The sequence below is a fragment of the Microbacterium sp. MYb72 genome, assembly GCF_002979415.1.
In the GTDB taxonomy this organism is placed as follows: domain Bacteria; phylum Actinomycetota; class Actinomycetes; order Actinomycetales; family Microbacteriaceae; genus Microbacterium; species Microbacterium natoriense.
Genome location: NZ_PCOT01000003.1, coordinates 132,302 through 149,449, shown reverse-complemented (window position 1 = coordinate 149,449; position 17,148 = coordinate 132,302). Strand labels below are relative to the sequence as shown.

The window sequence follows — 17,148 nt, the reverse complement described above, 5'->3', positions numbered from 1 at the left end:
CGCTCAGCCGCGCACGTGGCGATCGCGCCCCGCCGCGGCCCCCGCCACCGTCTGCACCGCGAGCAGCAGGAGCAGCGCGACGACCGGCACGACCCATCCGCCGACCAGGGCGTGCAGCAGACCGAGCCCGATCGGCCCGAACCCGGCCAGCAGGTAGCCCATCCCCTGCGCCATGGTCGACAGGTGCGCGGTGTGGGCGGCATCCGGAGCTCGCAGCACGATGTAGTTCAGCGAGAGGGTGATCGAGGCGCCCTGACCGAACCCGAGGAGCGTCATCCATACCCACGCCAGGGGCTCGAACGGGGCGACGAGGAGTCCCACGAGGCCCGCCGCGCACAGGAGCGAGGCGATGAGGACGGGCAGCCAGCGGGGGCGGATGCGACGCGCGAGCGTCGGGGTGAGAAGAGCCGCGGCGATGCCGGGCAGGCTGGAGTACGACAGCAGCAGTCCCGCATCGGATGCCGCGACCCCGGAGTCCTGCAGCAGGGTCGGGATCCAGGTCAGCGCCGCGTAGTAGCTGAGGCTCTGCAGCCCCATGAAGGCCGTCACCGCCCACGCCACCGGGTCGCGCAGCAGCCGTGACAGGCGGGGTTCGTCTCGCGGCTCGATGATCGCATCCGCCTGCGCCGCTCCGCGCACCTGTGGAGCGCCCGCTCCCCGCAGCGCACGCGGAAGCCAGAGCAGCAGAGCGAGCACGGCGGGAATCGCCCACACTCCCAGCGCACCCCGCCACGAGCCGTCGAACGCCGTCATGAACGGCACCGTCAGCGCCGCAGCCGCGGCCGCGCCGACGAACAGGGCCGTGGAGTACAGGCCCATCATCAGGCCGACGCGGTGGGCGAAGTCCTGTTTGATCACCGCGGGCATGCACACGTTGGCCACGGCGATGCCCGCGCCGATGAGCACCGTCCCGCCGAAGAGAGCGACGGGCGACGGCAGGAGACGGATGCCGATGCCGATCGCGACGACCGCCATCGTGAGTGCGAGCAGCCGGTGCAGCCCGATCCGCCGGGTGAGCGCGGGCGTGAGGAACGCGAACGCCCCGAAGGCGAAGACGGGGATCGTGGTCAGCAGACCCGCCGCCGCGGACGGGAGACCGAGATCGGCCTCGATCGCCGAGAGCGCCGGCCCGACCGAGACGACCCCCATGCGGAGGTTGAGGGCGATCAGGAGCAGTCCTGCGCCGACGTAGGCGCCGAGGAACACACCGCCCCGCCGGTGAGACGGCACCGCCAGAGGCGTGGAGGCGGTGTCGGGATGCTGGTCGATCGTGCTCATGAGTCCACTCCAGCAGTGACACCGGTCGTCGCGAAACACTTAGACTGCCGTGTGATGTCGGATACCCGCCAACCTCGCCGCCTCGTCGATCTTCACCTCGTCGACTTCACGGCCGACGACCCGTTCCCCTCGGAGGGCGCGTACCGATTCGCCCACGCGGAGACCTCGCCTCGCCACTCCCATCGCCGGGGGCACCTCGTGCACGCGGCATCCGGAGTGCTGTCCCTGATCACCGACGACGGCACCTGGATCGCTCCCTCGTCGCGCTTCGCCTGGGTGCCGGCCGGCGTCGAGCACCGCCACCGCGCACACGGCCGCACCGACATGCGGATCGTCCATCTCCCCGACGAGCTCGCCGCCGCGCTCCCCGCCGGCCCCGCCGTCGTCGTCGCCACGCCGCTGGCCCGCGAGGCGGTCCTGGCGATGACGGTCGGCCGACCGCGCAGCGCCGAAGCGCTCGATCACCTGCGCCGCGTGATCGTCGACGAGACCGTCGCCGCGCCCGAGCAGCCGCTGCATCTCCCGGAACCCCGCGACCCTCGGCTCCAGCGCGTCGCCCGCATCGTCGAGGACGAGCTGTCGGCTCCCGTCGGGCTCGGCGAGCTCGGGCGGCGCATCGGCGCATCGGAGCGGACCCTGAGCCGGCTGTTCCCGCACGAGACCGGCATGGGCTACCGGCAGTGGCGACTCCAGCTGCGGGTGCACCGCGCGCTCGTCCTGCTCGCCGACGGAGCCTCCGTGACCCACACCGCCGCGGCGTGCGGATGGGCGACGAGCAGTCAGTTCATCGAGCAGTTCACCCCGCTGGTCGGCATGACCCCCGGCAGGTACCGGCTCTCACAGCATCCGGAATGACCCTGCGGCTGACCGGTTCCGTCGCAGGCGCAGCTCCGAGAGCGGGCCCCGACATCACGGAGATGAGCGCCTTCGCCTGCTCCCGGGGTTGGTCACACTGAGAAGCTCTCCGCGCCGATGACGGAGAGCAGGCGCAGCTTCTCCCGACTCTCGCTCCCCGGAGCGGCCGTGTAGACGAGAAGCGCGTGGGACTGCTCCGGTTCGAAGAGCGTCTGGCATTCCAGCTCGAGAGCACCCAGTTCCGGGTGGACGAAGTGCTTGACCGCTCGCGGACGGAGCCCCACCTCGTGCAGCCCCCAGATCCGGGCGAACTCGTCGCTGCGGTCGAGGAGTTCCCTCGTCCACCGCGCGGCGCGCGACGAGGGTCCACGGCGCGTCACGACGTCGCGAAGGCCGGAGGCCCAGAGCCGGGAGAGGAAGTCGTGCTCCTCCTCCGCATAGATCCGTCGCGACGAGGGATCGACGAACCACCGGAACCCGATGCTGCGTTCCGGCCCCTCGAAGCGTGTGAGGTCGCCGACGAGCGCTGCGCCGAGCGCGGTCTGTCTGAGGGTCTCGCCGAGCTCCGTCACGACCTCCGCCGGGGTGTCGTGCAGGCGGTCGAAGATGCGCAGCATGCCGGGACTGATGTGACGACTCTCCCCTCCTCTCGGAGGAGGAGCGTGCCCGGCGAGAACGAAGAGGTGATCCCGCTCGGCCAGCGTGAGATGAAGCCCCTGGGCGATCGCCGCGATCATCCGCGGCGAGGGCTGAGGACCCCGCTGCTGCTCGATCCGTGCGTAGTAGTCGGTCGACATGTGGCTGAGGCTCGCGGCTTCCTCGCGCCTCAAGCCGCCCGTCCGCCGGCGTCCGCCTCTGGCGAGGCCCACGTCCTCCGGCTGCAGCGCCTCGCGGCGCAACCGGAGGAACTCCGCCAGCCCTGCCCTGTCGATCTCCATGCGCACCCCCGTCCCGTCCTTTGTACCAGCAGCCTTCGGGCGCATCCACGGACGGACGATCCCTGGATGCCGCACGGCGTGCGGAGGAGAGTCGGAAGGTCAGAAACGAGGAGACCATGCCCCGCACACCATCCATCGACATCCCCCACCTCGACGGCCGGCGCGCCGTCGTCACCGGCGCCAGCGACGGCATCGGCATCGGCATCGCCGCACGGCTCGCCGCCGCGGGCGCCGAGGTCGTCATGCCCGTCCGCAACCGGGACAAGGGACGTGCGGCGATCGAGCGCATCCGCACGACGGTTCCCGACGCGCGGATCTCCCTCCGCGATCTGGATCTCTCCGCGCTCGACTCCGTCGCCGCTCTCGGCGAGTCGCTGCGCGCGGAGGGGACACCGATCGGCATCCTCGTCAACAACGCGGGCGTCATGACGCCGCCGGATCGACGCACCACGGCTGACGGCTTCGAGCTCCAGTTCGGCGCGAACCACCTCGGACACTTCGCACTCGTCGGCGAACTCCTCCCGCTGCTTCGAGAGGGCCGCGCACGAGTGGTCTCCCAGATCAGCGTCGCCGCGAATCAGGGCGCGATCAACTGGGACGATCTGCAGTGGGAGCGCGCATACGACGGCATGCGCGCGTACAGCCAGTCGAAGATCGCGTTCGGCCTCTTCGGGCTCGAACTCGACCGTCTCAGCCGATCGCGCGACTGGGGCATCACGAGCATGCTCTCGCATCCGGGCGTGGCCCCGACGAACCTGCTCGCCGCCCGTCCCGACCTCGGCCGGGAACGCGAGACGAACGGCCGCCGCGTCATCGGGGCGCTCTCACGGCGCGGAATCCTCTTCGGCACCGCGGAGTCCGCCGGCCTTCCTGCGGTGCACGCCGCGACCTCCTCGAAGGCCGTGAGCGGCGGGTTCTACGGCCCCCGCGGACCCGGCCACCTCGGCGGCGCCCCGGGACCGCAGCGGCTCTACTCCCGACTGCGCGACGATGATGCGGCACGCAGGATCTGGGAGGTCTCCGAAGAGCTCACCGGAAGACCGTTCGCACGCCGCCCGTGACGAGACGCGGCACCGCGGTGACGCAGACGGGCCGCGTCGACGGGTTCAGTCGCAGGCGCAGCCGCCGGCGGCGGTCTTGACCATGAAGCACACATCGCACACGCCGTAGTCGCGCTCGATGGGCTTCGGCGTGCGCTCCGTGCGCGGAGAGGTCGCAGTGCGCGGAGCGCTGACGCGCGGGGTGCTCGGCCGCATCGACCGCGCGGTCGTGGTCACCTGGGGGTACTCGCTCGGGTGCGTGACGAAGAAGTACGGCTCACGCCCCTCGCTCGGCTGGAGCCGCAGCGGGGTGGAGCCGATCGTGATGACCTCGCCCTCCCCGAACCCGTTCGTGTACGTGCGTCCGATGTGCAGGGATGCGCCCTCCCCACGACGGATGGCCTCGATGTACCGACCGCGGTCGATGAAGGAGGAGATGCCCACGGCATCGGTGACCGCAGTGATGAACTCGTAGTTCTCCAGGGCGACCCGGTGCGCACGAAGCGCCTCCGTGAGCGAGCGATACGGACGGGAGGTGCCAGTAGGGGTGGGACCCTGTACTTCAGTCATCTCCTCAATGGTCTCACCCCGGAGGCGGCGCGAATACCACTTGTGCCGTGGAAGACTGGGCGCATGGCGCGCGCGACGATCATCGGCTCCGGTCCCAACGGACTCGCGGCGGCCGTGTCGCTGGCCAGAGCGGGGTACGAGGTGCGCGTCCTCGAAGCCGCGGACACGATCGGCGGCGGCGTGCGCACCGCCGAATCCACGCTCCCCGGCTTCCTTCACGACGTGTGCTCCGCCGCGCATCCTGCGGCCCTCGCATCCCCCTTCTTCCAGGCCTTCGGCCTCGCCGAGCGGATCGACTGGATCCACCCCGAGATCTCCTACGCGCATCCTCTCGACGGCGGCCGCGCCGGGATCGCCTGGCGCGACATCGAGCGCACGGCATCCGCACTCGGCGAGGACGGCAGGGCGTGGCTGTCGCTGCTGCGCCCACTGAGCACGCACATCGACGGAGTCGTCGACTTCACCGGCAACCAGATGCTGCGCTTTCCGCATGAGCCGATCACGGCCTTCCGCTACGCGATGCGGATGCTGGAGCAGGGCACCCCTCTGGCGCGGCGCACCTTCCGCACCGACGAGGCGGCAGGCCTCCTGTCCGGGGTGCTGGCGCATGCGAACACCCCGCTCCCCTCCCTCGCCGGAGCGGCGGCGGGGCTCCTGCTCGCCGCACAGGCGCACGCCGGAGGGTGGATGTATCCGCGCGGAGGCGCGCAGGGCATCGCCGACGCCCTGGTGGCGGATCTCGTCGCCCACGGCGGCGCGGTCGAGACCGGCGTGCACGTCACCGACCTCTCGACCCTGGACTGGGGCGACCCCGCACGCGGCGATCTGCTGATGCTCAACACCTCGCTCCGGTTGGCCCTCACTCTCCCCGATGTGCCCACCCGCTACGCGAGCGCCCTGCGGTCGTACCGGTACGGCCCCGCCGCCGCGAAGGTCGACTTCGCCCTCGACGGACCCGTGCCCTGGACGAACGACGAGGTCGCGCAGTCGCCCACCGTGCACGTCGGCGGCACTCAGACCGAGGTGTGGGCCAGCGAGAACGCGGTCGCGCGCGGACGCGTCAGCGAACGCCCCTACGTGCTCACCGTCCAGCCCTCGGTGTTCGATCCCACGCGTGCGCCAGAGGGCAAAGCCGTGCTGTGGGCGTACATCCACGTCCCGCAGGGCTCGGATCTCGACGCCACCGATCTCATCACGCAGCAGGTCGAGCGCTTCGCCCCCGGCTTCCGCGACCGCATCCTCGCGCACCACTCGGTGCCGGCATCCGCCCGCGAGGCGATCAACCCCTCGGAGATCGGCGGGGACATCCTGGGCGGGGCCTTCACGATCCCCCAGGCGCTGCGTCGCCCCGTGCTCGGCACGAAGCCGTGGCGCACCCCGACGCCCGGCGTGTACCTCGCCTCCGCCTCCACCCCGCCGGGGCCCGGTGTCAACGGCATGGCAGGGTGGCACGCGGCGCGCACGGCACTGGGCGACGCCGGCATCCCGGCGACCCTCGCAGACCTGTTCTGATCGGAACCCGGGTCGCTACCTCCCCGCCCCCAGGTCCACAACTCCTCAAGAAACGCGCGCCTCGACGCCTCGTCGCCCGCCGATCGGCGGTTTCCGCGTTCCGGAGCAGCCGAACGTGAGGAGTTGTGTACCGCGACCAGCGCCGCAACTCCGGAGAACCGGCCCCCTCCGGAGTGAAGAGCCACGCGCGTCCGCGGATCGTCCGCCGACGTCCTCCGATTCTCCGGAGTTCTGGCGCGTGTCCCCGCCAGTCGCCAGGATGGACCCATGCGCTACGACATCCCCGCACCGATGCTGGCGAAGGCCGCGGCATCCGTCCCCGACCCCGCGAAGAGCTCCGGCGGGCTCCTGTTCGAACCCAAGTGGGACGGCTTCCGCGGTCTGATCGCGTGGGACGGCGAGACCGTCGAGATCGGCTCCCGTGGCGCGAAGCCGCTGACCCGGTACTTCCCCGAGCTCGTCGAGGCCATTCCGAGCCTGCTGCCGGGGCCGTGCCTGCTCGACGGCGAGATCGTGGTCGCGACCGGCCCTGCGGGGGCGCAGCGGCTCGACTGGGAGGCCCTCAGCCAGCGCATCCACCCCGCAGCCTCCCGCGTCGCGAAGCTCTCGACCGAGACTCCCGCGATGTTCATCGCGTTCGACCTCCTCGCCGAGGGCGATGAAGACCTGCAGTCGTCACCGTTCTCCGTGCGTCGCGAGCGGCTGGAGCGGATGCTGGCCGGAGTGGCGCATCCGCTGCACATCACGCGCACGACCCGCGATCGTGAGGCCGCCGTCCGCTGGCTGGCCGAGTTCGAGGGCGCCGGTCTCGACGGCGTCGTCGCGAAGCCGCTGGACCAGCCCTACGCGCCGGGCAAGCGCACCCTGATCAAGATCAAGCACGCGCGAACCGCCGACGTCGTCGCGCTCGGCTACCGCATCCACAAGTCGGGGTCGGGAGTCGGATCACTGCTCGTCGGGCTCTACGACACCGACGGCGTCCTACGCCAGGTCGGCGGCGTCGCGGCCTGGAGCGACGTGCGACGACAGGAGCTCGTCGACGAGCTCGCGCCCCTCGTGGAGCGCGACGAGTCCGGCGGCGCCGTGACCGGGGAGGGCGAGCGCTCCCGATTCAGCGGCTCGAAGGATGTGTCGTTCGTGCGGCTGCGGCCCGAGCGGGTGCTCGAGGTGCGTTACGACCAGCTCGAGGGCGCGCGCTTCCGCCACACCGTGCAGTTCGAGCGGTGGCGCCCCGACCGCGATGCTCGCTCCTGCACCTACGACCAGCTCGACACCGTCGCCGGCTACGACCTGGCCGACGTGCTCGGCTGAGCCCCGCGCTCTCCCGGCTCGCTCACTGCGCGGAGGGCTTCCCCTCCTCATCCCAGTTCGCCGCGACCTTCTTGCTCGGCTGCACGCGCGGGGGCTCCCCCGGCATCTTCGGGAACTCCGGCGGGAACGGCAGCTCGCCGAGGCCGTCCGCCTTGTCGCGCTCCCACCACTCCAGCAGAGTGTCGATGCGGCCGGGACTGCTCTGCTTGCCGGCCCACGGGTCGCCCACCTCTTCGAGCCGCTTCGGGATGCTGCGCACCGTGAACCGCGCCGGGTCGAGCCCGTCGAGCTCCTCCCAGTGCACGGGGGTCGACACGGTCGCTCCGGGGAGGGCGCGCGGACTGTAGGCGCCTGCCATGGTGCGGTCGCGGTTGGCCTGGTTGAAGTCGATGAAGATGCGCTCGCCGCGCTCCTCCTTCCACCAGTTCATCGTGACCTGCTCCGGCATCCGCCGCTCCAGCTCTCGCCCCGCGGCGATCACCGCGTGCCGCACGTCGAGGAACTCGTGGCTGGGCACGATGGGGGCGAACACGTGCAGTCCGCGGTTGCCGCTGGTCTTCACGAAGGCGTCGAGCCCCGCCTCGCGCAGCACCTCCCGCAGCGCGTGGGCGGCGGTGACGGCATCCGCGAAGTCGGTGCCCGGCTGGGGGTCGAGGTCGATGCGCAGCTCGACGGGGTTATCGGGGTCGGACGCCAACGACGCCCACGGATGGAACACGATCGTGTTCATCTGCGCCGCCCACACGATCGCGCTGGGCCTGTTCAGCACGATCTGCGGATGCTGTCGCCCGCTGTTGTAGGTCACCATCACCGCGTCGACGTAGTCGGGCGTGCCCGCCGGCGGGTTCTTCGAGAAGAAGCCGCCGCCCTTGCCGACGCCGTCGCGGAAGCGCTCCAGCGACACGGGGCGACCGCCGTTCGCCTCGAGGAACGGCCCGCTGACGACCTGGAAGTACTCGGCGAGCTCGGCCTTCGTGATGCCCGGAACCGGCCAGACCGCCTTGTTCGGACTGGAGAGCACGACCTCACGCTCTCCGTCGGGGTCGACGATGGTCAGTGTCACGCGCTCGGAGGCCATGACTCGACCCTAGAGGCAGCCCCGGACGCGCGGAAGCCCCGCCCCTCAGGACTCGATGTCGACTCCGAGCACCAGCACCGGGGCGAGCGCGTCACGCTCGACGAGAAGGGTCGGTCCCGCCGGATCGACGATCACTCCGGCCATCTCGGCATGCCCCGTGAGCACCTTGGCGAGCTGCGTGGGCTCGAACGGGAGCGGGCGGTCGCCTCGTCCCATCGCGATGACCTCGAGCGGGTGCGAGAACAGCTGGAGGAACCTCTTGCCGTCGGGCGTCTGCGCCTCGGCGATGCCCACGGGCGTCCCGTTGCTGCCGTCGTTGACGGCGACCCACATGCGCGTGGAGGCGAGAGCCTCGGCGACCCTGGCCGCCGAGTCCTGCTCGCGCGGGGCCGCGAGGATCGTCTTGACCGTCATCTCGGGGTCGCCCTGCTCGAGTGCCTTCTGCAGCAGCTCTGTCGGGAAGACGACGCGGTGCGGCGCGGAGGCGTTGTCGACGATGAGACCGGCGAAGTCGCCAGCGACGACCTGCTGCAGCACGGAGGTGACGGGCTGGGCGACCGCAGTGGTCGCGGCCGGGTCGGCCTCGAGCTGCACCGAGTCGCGCACGGCACCGGCCGAGCTGAACGCGAGCATGAACTGACGGTCGCCGTCGCGCACCACGGCGACGGACAGCGGCTTCCCCTCGCTGATCTGCGCACGGGCATCGCCGTTGACGCGGATGTACAGGTGCCCCTGCAGCGCCTGACGCATCACGCCGAGCAGCTGATCGTTCGACGCGCCCTGCTCGATCTCTTTGAGCGCGTCGCGGAGGAGGACGTTGTCCTTCATACCGGCGACGGTCTCGGTCTGCTCCGGAGGCAGCGCAGGAGCGAGCGGAAGACGACGTTCCTGAGGAGCGGGCAGCGCTGCCGGGGGTGCGGACTGCGTCGGAGCAGGAGCGACCGGGGCTGCAGGCGCGGGAGCAGCGGGCTCGTCCAGCGACACCTCGGGGCCGGCCTCGGCCCCCACTCCGCGGAACGCCTGCACCGAGATGCCGATCGTCGGGGCGGGAGCGGCCTCGACCGGGGCGACGGACTCGGCGCCGGTCGACTCGGATTCGACGTTCTCGGAGGAGATGTCGGATGCCGGGACTACAGCGTCAGCGGACTTCTTGCGGCGGGAGAACAGGGCCATAATGTGCCAGCCTAACCGGCGACGACGGCGGTTCCGTGCGCAGGACCCGCCGTTCGGGGTCGGCTCTCAGCATCCGCCCCCGGGCGCTGCTCGCCGCGCGGGCTGCGGCGTCGCGCCTCCTGGGCGCCGGAGCGTCGATGCGGCTCAGATCTTCTCGATCGGCGCGACCTTGATCAGGAGCTTCTTCTGCCCGGCGGTGTCGAAGCGCACGTGGGCGATGCGCTTCGCGCCCTCGCCGGTCACGGCATCCACACGCCCCTCGCCGAAGTCGCTGTGGCGGATGCGGTCTCCGGCCGTCAGCTCGAGATCGCCGTTGTCGCGCATCTTCGCGGTGACCCGGTTGGGGAACTTGTCCATCGCGGTGGAGAGCGGCGTGAGCGAGTCGCGACCGGGGAGCGGCTTCACCGCGAACCTGTCGTTCGAACCGGATCCGCCGAATCCGCCGGAGCCACCGAACCCGCCGGAGCCCGAGCGGCGCGCGTTCAGCGCGCGCGACTGCATGCCGCCACGCGAGTTCACGTCTCCCGGCGACTGGCGCCAGTCGATGAGCCCCGCGGGGATCTCCTGCAGGAAGCGACTGGGCATGGCGACCGAGACCTCGCCGAACTGCGCCCTCGTCATCGCGAGGGAGAGGTGCAGGCGCTTGCGGGCACGCGTGATGCCCACGTAGAAGAGCCGCCGCTCCTCCTGCGGGCCTCCGGGCTCTCCTGCCGAGATGCGATGAGGGATCAGATCCTCTTCGACGCCCGTGACGAACACCGCGTCGTACTCGAGCCCCTTCGCCGTGTGCATCGTCATCATCGACACCGAGCCCGACTCGTCGTCGAGGTCGTCGGCGTCCGAGACGAGCGCCACCTCGGTGAGGAAGTCGACGATCGTGCCCTCAGGGTTGTTGCGCGCGAAGTCGCGGGCGACAGCCACGAACTCGTCGAGGTTCTCGACGCGCGCCTCGTCTTGAGGGTCGCGGCTGGCGCGCAGCGAATCGAGGTAGCCGCTCTTCGACAGCAGCACGCTGAGGCCGTCGGCGACCGTGGTCGGGGCGGGCACCTCGCCCGTCGCGGGCAGCATGATCTCGGTCGCCTCAGCGAGCACGGCGTCGAGCTGGGCGATCGCCGCCTGGATCTTCGGTCCGAAGCCGAGCTGGTCGGGCACGGACAGCGCCTGCCGGAAGGTGATGCCATGCTCCTCGGCGAAGCGCGCGATGGCGGTCTCGGTGACGTCGCCGATGCCGCGACGCGGCTTGTTGAGGATGCGTCGGACGGCCATCTCGTCTGCCGGATTCGCGACGGCCACGAGGTACGCCAGCGCGTCCTTGATCTCGGCGCGCTCGTAGAACTTGGTGCCGCCCATGATCTTGTAGGGCACGGCCGAGCGGATGAAGATCTCCTCCAGCGCACGGGACTGCGAGTTGGTGCGGTAGAAGACCGCCATCTCGGAGTACGGGTAGCCCGCACGACGCAGCGCCTCGACCTCGTCGGCGACGAACTGGGCCTCGTCGTGCTGCGAGTAGCCGGTGAACCCGATGATCTTGTCGCCGTCGCCCTTGTCGCTCCAGAGCTTCTTGTCCTTGCGGTCGAAGTTGTTGCCGATGACGGCGTTCGCGGCCGAGAGGATGTTCTGCGTCGAGCGGTAGTTCTGCTCGAGGAGAACGACGCGCGCGCCGGGGAAGTCGCGCTCGAACTCGCTGATGTTGCGGATGTCGGCGCCGCGGAAGGCGTAGATCGACTGGTCGGAGTCGCCGACCACGGTGAGCGATGCGCCCTCGAGCTCCGGTGTCGTCTCCGGCTCGAAGATCATCATGCCGTTCGAGGCATACGGGTCGGGGGCGTCGCCCGAGACGGGGCGGGTGAGCTCGTGGATCAGTGCGTACTGGGCGTGGTTGGTGTCCTGGTACTCGTCGACGAGGATGTGCCGGAAACGCCGGCGATAGGTGTCGGCGACCTGCGGGAACGCCCGGAACAGGTAGACGGTCTGCCCGATGAGGTCGTCGAAGTCGAACGCGTTCGCCTTCTGCAGCTGGCGCTGGTAGTCGGCGAACAGCTCCACGAAGACGCGCTCTGCGGGGTCGCTCATGTTGGCCTGCCGCGCGTACGCCTCGGCATCGGACAGCTCGTTCTTGAGCTTCGAGATGCGCGACTGCACAGATCCCGGGGTCATGCCGTAGGCATCGGCCTCGTGCTCCTTGACCAGGCGCTTGATGAGCGCGCGCGAGTCACCGGAGTCGTAGATGGTGAACGACTTCGTGAAGCCGAACTGCTCGGCCTCGCGCCGGAGGATGCGCACGCAGGCGGAGTGGAACGTGGAGATCCACATGCCTCGGGCTGCATCGCCGACGATCGCCTGGACGCGCTCGCGCATCTCGCCGGCGGCCTTGTTGGTGAAGGTGATCGCGAGGATCTGGCTCGGCCATGCCTCTCGGGCGCGCAGCAGGGAGGCGATGCGACGGGTGAGCACGCTCGTCTTGCCCGACCCCGCCCCCGCGACGATGAGCAGCGCGGGGCCGCGATAGGTGACGGCCTCGAGCTGCTGGGGGTTGAGTCCGGCGAGGAGGTCGTCCTGCCCCTCCGCCCCAGTGGAGCGGGGGCCGACGGATCCGGGGACGATGAGAGGTGCTTCGGTCATGGCCTTATGAGTCTAGGCGTCACCACCGACACCGCAGACGGGGTGCGAGCGGGCACCGGATGTTCAGGCCGCGAGTGCGAGAATCGAGCGGTGCGCACGATCCTGAACGTCATCTGGCTGATCTTCGCCGGCTTCGCCCTCTGGCTGGGCTACATGCTCGCCGGCATCCTGCTGTGCATACCGATCGTGACGATCCCGTGGGCGATCGCGTCCTTCCGTATCGCGGGCTACGCGATCTGGCCGTTCGGCCGAGAGGTCGTGAGCAGGCCCACCGCGGGCGTCGGATCCTTCCTCGGCAATGTGCTCTGGGTGATCCTCGCTGGCTGGTGGCTCGCCATCGGGCACATCGTCTCGGGCATCGCCCTGTGCATCACGATCATCGGCATCCCGATGGGGATCGCCGACTTCAAGATGGTTCCCGTGTCCCTGATGCCGCTGGGCAAGGAGATCGTCTCGACGAAGAAGGGCGCGTTCGACCGGACGCTGTGAGACGCGCCTAGACTGGCGCGGATGGATGCCGACCGCCTGATCGCCTGGGACGCGGAGCTCCGCAGCGCCCACGCTCGGCTCCGCGCGGCGCTCGCGGCCACGCGGGAGGCTCTCGATGCGGGGGCAGCGGCGCCGGATGCGGCATCCGACCTCCTGCTGTACTGCATCGGCTTCTGCTCGGCGCTGGACGGTCACCACCGGGCGGAGGATCGGAACCTGTTCCCCGCCCTGCGTGAGGAGCACCCCCGGCTGGGCGGCATGATCGACAAGCTCATGCAGGACCACTCGATGCTCACCCACCTGCTCTCCGGGCTCCGGCACGCGGTCGAGAGCGGCGAGAGCCCCGACTCGATCTCCCGTCATCTCGACGGCGTCGGCGCGATCATGGAGTCGCACTTCCGGTTCGAGGAGCGCGAGATCCTCGAACCGCTGCGCACGATGCGCCTCGACGCCGAGGTCGCGGACGTGCTCGGCCCCCTCTGAGCCGCCGTCCGTCAGCTGCGGAAGAAGCTCACGCCGAGATCGGGGTGGTCGACGAAGACGCCGTCGACGCCGGTCTCGGCGATCACCCGCCACTCCGACTCGTAGTCGCCGTACGCGCCCTTGCCGCCGCTCCCCCGGTACTCCGCCGCGAGGAACGCGTTCTCTGGGCGGCAGGTCCAGGTGAAGACCTTGAGGCCCCGCGCGTGCGCGTCGGCCACGATCGTGTTGCCGCGGACGAGCAGCATCTTCTTGCTCACGCTCACGCCGTCGACCCTGCCCACGAGGGCGTCGAGGCCCTGAGGGGTCACCGTCGACGCGTAGGTCGGGGCCTGCTTCCCCTGCGCGACCAGGAGGTCGTACGGACGCCCCGCGGCCTCGATCAGGTAGACGTACGACGCCGGGATGCCGCGCTCGCGCAGCTCGCCGAGGATGGTCGACTCGAAGCACTCGATCACGAGCGGCAGCTCGCCATCGGCCCAGCCCGCCGCACGGAGGTCGCGGGCGATGAGAGGGGCGAGATCGATCCCGATGCTCGCGAAGTAGGTGGCGTGCTTGACCTCCAGCACGACGCCGATCTCCCGGCCGTGCTCGACCGACCCCTCGCGCACGAGATCCAGCACGTCGACGAGCCGGAGGATCCCCTGCGCGTCGTCGAAGCTCGCGCTCGAGACGCGCACCGCGGGAAGGCGCTCGCGCGTGCGCAGCACCGACAGCTCCTCCCACGTGAAGTCCTCGGTGAACCAGCCCGTCAGCGCCTGCCCGTCGACCCGCTTGGTCGTCTTCCGGTCGGCGAACTCCGGATGCAGCGCCACATCGGTCGTGCCCGAGATCTCGTTCTCGTGACGCACGACCAGCACGCCGTCCTTGGTGGCGACGACGTCGGGCTCGACGGCATCCACCCCCATGGCGAGCGCGAGCTCGTAGGAGGAGCGGCTGTGCTCCGGACGGTAGCCGGGCGCACCTCGGTGCCCGATGACGAGAGGGGATTTCCTGGGCACGCTCTCAGCGTAGAACACCCAGGTGACGCGCCCATCCGGGTATCGTGGAGGGAAGCGACCTACAACCACTTCGGAGTGAGGCCCACCATGAGTAATTTCGCATTCAACAATCCGGCGTTCCAGCAGCAGGATCCGCGCAACGTCGCGACCTACCCCGGGGCACCGCAGGCGGCTCAGGGTGCTCAGGCCGCCTCGTTCCAGCAGGCCGGTGTCGACGCCGCGGTCAACGCGCAGCTGGAGGGCATGTACGCCGCTCCCCCGGCCGGCGCGATCGAGACCGACCGCATGTCGGTCGAGGACACGGTGTGGAAGACCGCCGGTCTCTTCGGCATCCTCCTCGTCACCGCCGCGATCGGCTGGGTGTTCACGCTCGGCGGCATCGCCGCGCCCGAGCGCGACCCGTACAACAGCTTCGCGCCGAACATGCTCCCCTGGATCATCGGCGCGCTCGGCGGCTTCGTGCTCGCCATGGTCATCACGTTCACCTCGCGCAAGAAGGTCCGCCCCGCGCTGATCTTCGCCTACGCGGTGTTCGAGGGCCTCTTCATCGGCGGCATCTCGGCCTTCTTCGAGGTGCTGTGGCCCGGCATCGTCATGCAGGCCACGCTCGCGACCGTCTCGGTCGTCGCGGTGACGCTGGCCCTCTTCGCGAGCGGCAAGATCCGCGCCTCGGCGAAGATGACGAAGATCGTCATGATCGCGATGATCGGCTACCTCGTCTTCTCGCTGCTGAACGTCGTCCTGATGTGGACCAACGTGCTCCCCGAGGGCCAGGCCTTCGGACTCCTCAGCGCGAAGGTCGCCGGCATCCCGCTCGGTCTGATCATCGGCGTACTGGTCGTCTTCATGGCGGCGTACTCGCTCGTGCTCGACTTCGACCAGATCCAGCAGGGCGTCCGCAACGGCGCTCCCCGCAAGTACGGCTGGCTCGGCGCCTTCGGCATCATGGTCACGGTCGTCTGGCTGTACGTCGAGATCCTGCGGATGATCGCGATCGCGCGCAGCAATTAGACGCAGAACACGCTCGTCCGAAGAGGCCCGTCCCCCTGGGGGCGGGCCTCTTTGCACACTCCGGCGGTCCTGCGCAAGGGGGTGTCGGATATGCCCCTATGGGCGGATGGTGGTGTCTACGAGCCCTGGCACCCCGGGGCTCCTGACACAAAGGAGCTGACCATGAGCTTTCTCGGCTTTCTTCTTCTCGGTCTCATCGCCGGAGCCATCGCGAAGCTGATCCTTCCCGGCCGCCAGGGCGGAGGATGGTTCATCACCCTTCTTCTCGGCGTCGTGGGAGCGCTGCTCGGCGGATGGCTCGGCAGCCTGATCCTCAACCGTCCGCTCACCGAGTTCTGGGACCTGGGCACGTGGCTGCTCGCGATCGCAGGCTCGATCGTCGTGCTGCTGATCTACGGCCTCGTGGCCGGGCGTGGACGTGCTGTCCGCGACTGACCCGCGCTGATACGTGCGCCCGTCCCCTTCGAAAGCCGAGGCTGTCGAAGGGGGCGGGTCTTTCAGTCTCCGGCGGCCTTCGCCTGCAGCAGCGCCCGCTCGCGATCGTTGCCGGCGAGCGAGGCGGCCGTCGCGAACTCGCTCCTCGCCTCCTCGTCACGTCCGAGCCGCAGCAGCAGCTCGCCGCGGGTGGCGGGCAGCAGGTGGTATCCGCGCAGCGCACCCGACTCCGCGATCCGGTCGATGATCCGGAGAGCGGATGCCGGCCCCGTCGCCATCGCGACCGCGGCGGCACGATTCAGCTCGACCACCGGTGACGGCGCCAGGCGCCCCAGCGCCTCGTAGAGCACGACGATGCTCTCCCAGTCGGTCTCCTCGACGGAGGGCGCGACCGCATGGCGTTCGGCGATCGCCGCCTGCAGCCCGTACGCGCTGCGTCCCCCTCCCCGCGCGTCAGCGGCGGCGAGAGCGGCGCGTCCGCGCGCGATGCGTCCGCGATCCCAGCGCGACCTGTCCTGATCGGCCAGCAGCACGGGATCCCCGTTCGCGTCGATGCGCGCGGGGAACCGGGCCGCCGTGAGCTCCATGAGCGCCAGCAGACTGTGCACGTCGCGCTCGCGCGGCATGAGAGCGGCGAGCACGCGGGTGAGCCTGATCGCCTCCACGCTGAGCTCCGGACGCATCCAGTCGGATCCGCTCGACGCCGCATGCCCCTCGTTGAAGATCAGGTACAGCACGCCCAGGATGCCCCCGAGCCGCGCCGCATGCTCCTCCCGCGACGGCATCTCGAAAGGGACGTTCGCCGCCGCCAGCGTCTTCTTCGCGCGCACGATCCGCTGCTGCACGGTCGCCGTGGGCACGAGGAAGGCGCGCGCGATCTCCTCGCTCGACAGGCCGCCCACCACCCGCAGCGTCAGCGCGACCTGAGCCTCCCGCGACAGCACGGGGTGGCAGGAGATGAAGATCAGGCGCAGCACGTCGTCATCGACGGCGTCCGGGTCCCATGGCAGCGCGTCGGCCGCCTCCTCCTGCTCGCGCTCCAGGTTGTGGGCGAGCACGGCGATGCGGTCGTCCAGCCGCTCGCGCCGACGCCAGCCGTCGATCGCCTTGCGCTTGGCGACCGCGGTGAGCCAGGCGGCGCCGTTGCGAGGCACGCCCTCGACCGGCCACTGCGCGAGTGCGTCGAGCAGCGCCTCCTGCGCGAGGTCCTCCGCGAGGCCGAAGTCTCCGACCAGACGCGACAGCGTCGCGACGATCTTCGCCGACTCGATGCGCCACACGGCCGCGACGGCGCGCTCCGCCGCTCCCCTGTCGGGTGCGGAGCGCGCCATCGCCTCACCGGTCATCGTCGGCAT

The 17,148-nt window shown here is 70.3% G+C and carries 16 protein-coding genes; 8 read left to right on the top strand and 8 right to left on the bottom strand.

Features of this window, described 5'->3' with window-relative positions; all coding sequences use genetic code 11:
* Window positions 1-3: 3 nt before the first annotated feature.
* Window positions 4-1,278, bottom strand: coding sequence for an MFS transporter (locus tag CQ047_RS02800; RefSeq protein ID WP_105672751.1), 1,275 nt, complete (start codon window positions 1,276-1,278; stop codon window positions 4-6).
* Between the two features lie 54 nt (window positions 1,279-1,332).
* Between CQ047_RS02800 and CQ047_RS02795 the strand changes: the two genes are divergently transcribed.
* Window positions 1,333-2,133 (top strand): helix-turn-helix transcriptional regulator, encoded by an 801-nt coding sequence (locus CQ047_RS02795; protein WP_105672750.1) that lies wholly within the window; start codon window positions 1,333-1,335, stop codon window positions 2,131-2,133.
* Between the two features lie 92 nt (window positions 2,134-2,225).
* Here the strand turns inward: CQ047_RS02795 and CQ047_RS02790 are convergent, their stop codons facing one another.
* Window positions 2,226-3,071 carry a helix-turn-helix transcriptional regulator gene (locus CQ047_RS02790; RefSeq protein ID WP_105672749.1) on the bottom strand — a complete coding sequence of 282 codons (846 nt, stop codon included), beginning with the start codon at window positions 3,069-3,071 and terminating at the stop codon, window positions 2,226-2,228.
* Between the two features lie 116 nt (window positions 3,072-3,187).
* On the opposite strand from CQ047_RS02790, the gene CQ047_RS02785 reads away from it, so the two are divergent.
* Entirely contained in the window at window positions 3,188-4,132 is a 945-nt protein-coding gene (locus tag CQ047_RS02785) for an SDR family oxidoreductase (RefSeq protein WP_105672748.1), read from the top strand.
* A 45-nt stretch (window positions 4,133-4,177) separates the two neighbouring features.
* Here CQ047_RS02785 and CQ047_RS02780 read toward each other — a convergent pair whose 3' ends face one another.
* Window positions 4,178-4,681: a hypothetical protein gene (locus CQ047_RS02780; RefSeq protein WP_105672747.1), complete on the bottom strand. Its 504-nt coding sequence runs from the start codon at window positions 4,679-4,681 to the stop codon at window positions 4,178-4,180.
* A gap of 63 nt (window positions 4,682-4,744) precedes the next feature.
* On the opposite strand from CQ047_RS02780, the gene CQ047_RS02775 reads away from it, so the two are divergent.
* Complete coding sequence (locus CQ047_RS02775; RefSeq protein WP_105672746.1) at window positions 4,745-6,193, top strand: NAD(P)/FAD-dependent oxidoreductase; 1,449 nt, start codon at window positions 4,745-4,747, stop codon at window positions 6,191-6,193.
* 267 nt (window positions 6,194-6,460) lie between these two features.
* Entirely contained in the window at window positions 6,461-7,504 is a 1,044-nt protein-coding gene (locus tag CQ047_RS02770) for an ATP-dependent DNA ligase (protein ID WP_105672745.1), read from the top strand.
* 22 nt (window positions 7,505-7,526) lie between these two features.
* Here the strand turns inward: CQ047_RS02770 and ligD are convergent, their stop codons facing one another.
* The 3 genes from ligD to CQ047_RS02755 all read right to left on the bottom strand — a co-directional run bounded on the left by ligD (window position 7,527) and on the right by CQ047_RS02755 (window position 12,377).
* Window positions 7,527-8,582 carry a non-homologous end-joining DNA ligase gene (gene ligD, locus CQ047_RS02765; RefSeq protein WP_105672744.1) on the bottom strand — a complete coding sequence of 352 codons (1,056 nt, stop codon included), beginning with the start codon at window positions 8,580-8,582 and terminating at the stop codon, window positions 7,527-7,529.
* A gap of 45 nt (window positions 8,583-8,627) precedes the next feature.
* Window positions 8,628-9,755: an SseB family protein gene (locus CQ047_RS02760; RefSeq protein WP_105672743.1), complete on the bottom strand. Its 1,128-nt coding sequence runs from the start codon at window positions 9,753-9,755 to the stop codon at window positions 8,628-8,630.
* 144 nt (window positions 9,756-9,899) lie between these two features.
* Window positions 9,900-12,377, bottom strand: a complete 2,478-nt coding sequence (locus CQ047_RS02755; RefSeq protein WP_105672742.1) for an ATP-dependent helicase — start codon at window positions 12,375-12,377, stop codon at window positions 9,900-9,902.
* Window positions 12,378-12,467: 90 nt separating this feature from the next.
* On the opposite strand from CQ047_RS02755, the gene CQ047_RS02750 reads away from it, so the two are divergent.
* Window positions 12,468-12,866 carry a YccF domain-containing protein gene (locus CQ047_RS02750; RefSeq protein WP_105672741.1) on the top strand — a complete coding sequence of 133 codons (399 nt, stop codon included), beginning with the start codon at window positions 12,468-12,470 and terminating at the stop codon, window positions 12,864-12,866.
* A 21-nt stretch (window positions 12,867-12,887) separates the two neighbouring features.
* A complete protein-coding gene (locus CQ047_RS02745) occupies window positions 12,888-13,349 on the top strand; it encodes a hemerythrin domain-containing protein (protein WP_105672740.1) in 462 nt (153 codons plus the stop codon).
* A gap of 11 nt (window positions 13,350-13,360) precedes the next feature.
* Here CQ047_RS02745 and CQ047_RS02740 read toward each other — a convergent pair whose 3' ends face one another.
* Complete coding sequence (locus CQ047_RS02740) at window positions 13,361-14,347, bottom strand: glycerophosphodiester phosphodiesterase family protein (protein ID WP_105672790.1); 987 nt, start codon at window positions 14,345-14,347, stop codon at window positions 13,361-13,363.
* Window positions 14,348-14,434: 87 nt separating this feature from the next.
* On the opposite strand from CQ047_RS02740, the gene CQ047_RS02735 reads away from it, so the two are divergent.
* Window positions 14,435-15,358, top strand: coding sequence for a Bax inhibitor-1/YccA family protein (locus CQ047_RS02735; RefSeq protein ID WP_105672739.1), 924 nt, complete (start codon window positions 14,435-14,437; stop codon window positions 15,356-15,358).
* A gap of 162 nt (window positions 15,359-15,520) precedes the next feature.
* The gene (locus tag CQ047_RS02730; protein WP_105672738.1) at window positions 15,521-15,793 is read left to right on the top strand and encodes a GlsB/YeaQ/YmgE family stress response membrane protein; all 273 of its coding nucleotides are present in this window, start codon (window positions 15,521-15,523) and stop codon (window positions 15,791-15,793) included.
* A 62-nt stretch (window positions 15,794-15,855) separates the two neighbouring features.
* On the opposite strand, the gene CQ047_RS02725 is transcribed toward CQ047_RS02730, so the two are convergent.
* A complete protein-coding gene (locus CQ047_RS02725) occupies window positions 15,856-17,139 on the bottom strand; it encodes an RNA polymerase sigma factor (RefSeq protein ID WP_181155813.1) in 1,284 nt (427 codons plus the stop codon).
* Window positions 17,140-17,148: the final 9 nt, after the last annotated feature.

Coding starts and splice junctions, on each gene's coding strand:
- CQ047_RS02800 (WP_105672751.1), bottom strand. CDS start 1,278: ATGAGCACGATCGACCAGCATCCCGACACCGCCTCCACGCCTCTGGCG.
- CQ047_RS02795 (WP_105672750.1), top strand. CDS start 1,333: ATGTCGGATACCCGCCAACCTCGCCGCCTCGTCGATCTTCACCTCGTC.
- CQ047_RS02790 (WP_105672749.1), bottom strand. CDS start 3,071: ATGGAGATCGACAGGGCAGGGCTGGCGGAGTTCCTCCGGTTGCGCCGC.
- CQ047_RS02785 (WP_105672748.1), top strand. CDS start 3,188: ATGCCCCGCACACCATCCATCGACATCCCCCACCTCGACGGCCGGCGC.
- CQ047_RS02780 (WP_105672747.1), bottom strand. CDS start 4,681: ATGACTGAAGTACAGGGTCCCACCCCTACTGGCACCTCCCGTCCGTAT.
- CQ047_RS02775 (WP_105672746.1), top strand. CDS start 4,745: ATGGCGCGCGCGACGATCATCGGCTCCGGTCCCAACGGACTCGCGGCG.
- CQ047_RS02770 (WP_105672745.1), top strand. CDS start 6,461: ATGCGCTACGACATCCCCGCACCGATGCTGGCGAAGGCCGCGGCATCC.
- ligD (WP_105672744.1), bottom strand. CDS start 8,582: ATGGCCTCCGAGCGCGTGACACTGACCATCGTCGACCCCGACGGAGAG.
- CQ047_RS02760 (WP_105672743.1), bottom strand. CDS start 9,755: ATGGCCCTGTTCTCCCGCCGCAAGAAGTCCGCTGACGCTGTAGTCCCG.
- CQ047_RS02755 (WP_105672742.1), bottom strand. CDS start 12,377: ATGACCGAAGCACCTCTCATCGTCCCCGGATCCGTCGGCCCCCGCTCC.
- CQ047_RS02745 (WP_105672740.1), top strand. CDS start 12,888: ATGGATGCCGACCGCCTGATCGCCTGGGACGCGGAGCTCCGCAGCGCC.
- CQ047_RS02735 (WP_105672739.1), top strand. CDS start 14,435: ATGAGTAATTTCGCATTCAACAATCCGGCGTTCCAGCAGCAGGATCCG.
- CQ047_RS02730 (WP_105672738.1), top strand. CDS start 15,521: ATGAGCTTTCTCGGCTTTCTTCTTCTCGGTCTCATCGCCGGAGCCATC.
- CQ047_RS02725 (WP_181155813.1), bottom strand. CDS start 17,139: ATGACCGGTGAGGCGATGGCGCGCTCCGCACCCGACAGGGGAGCGGCG.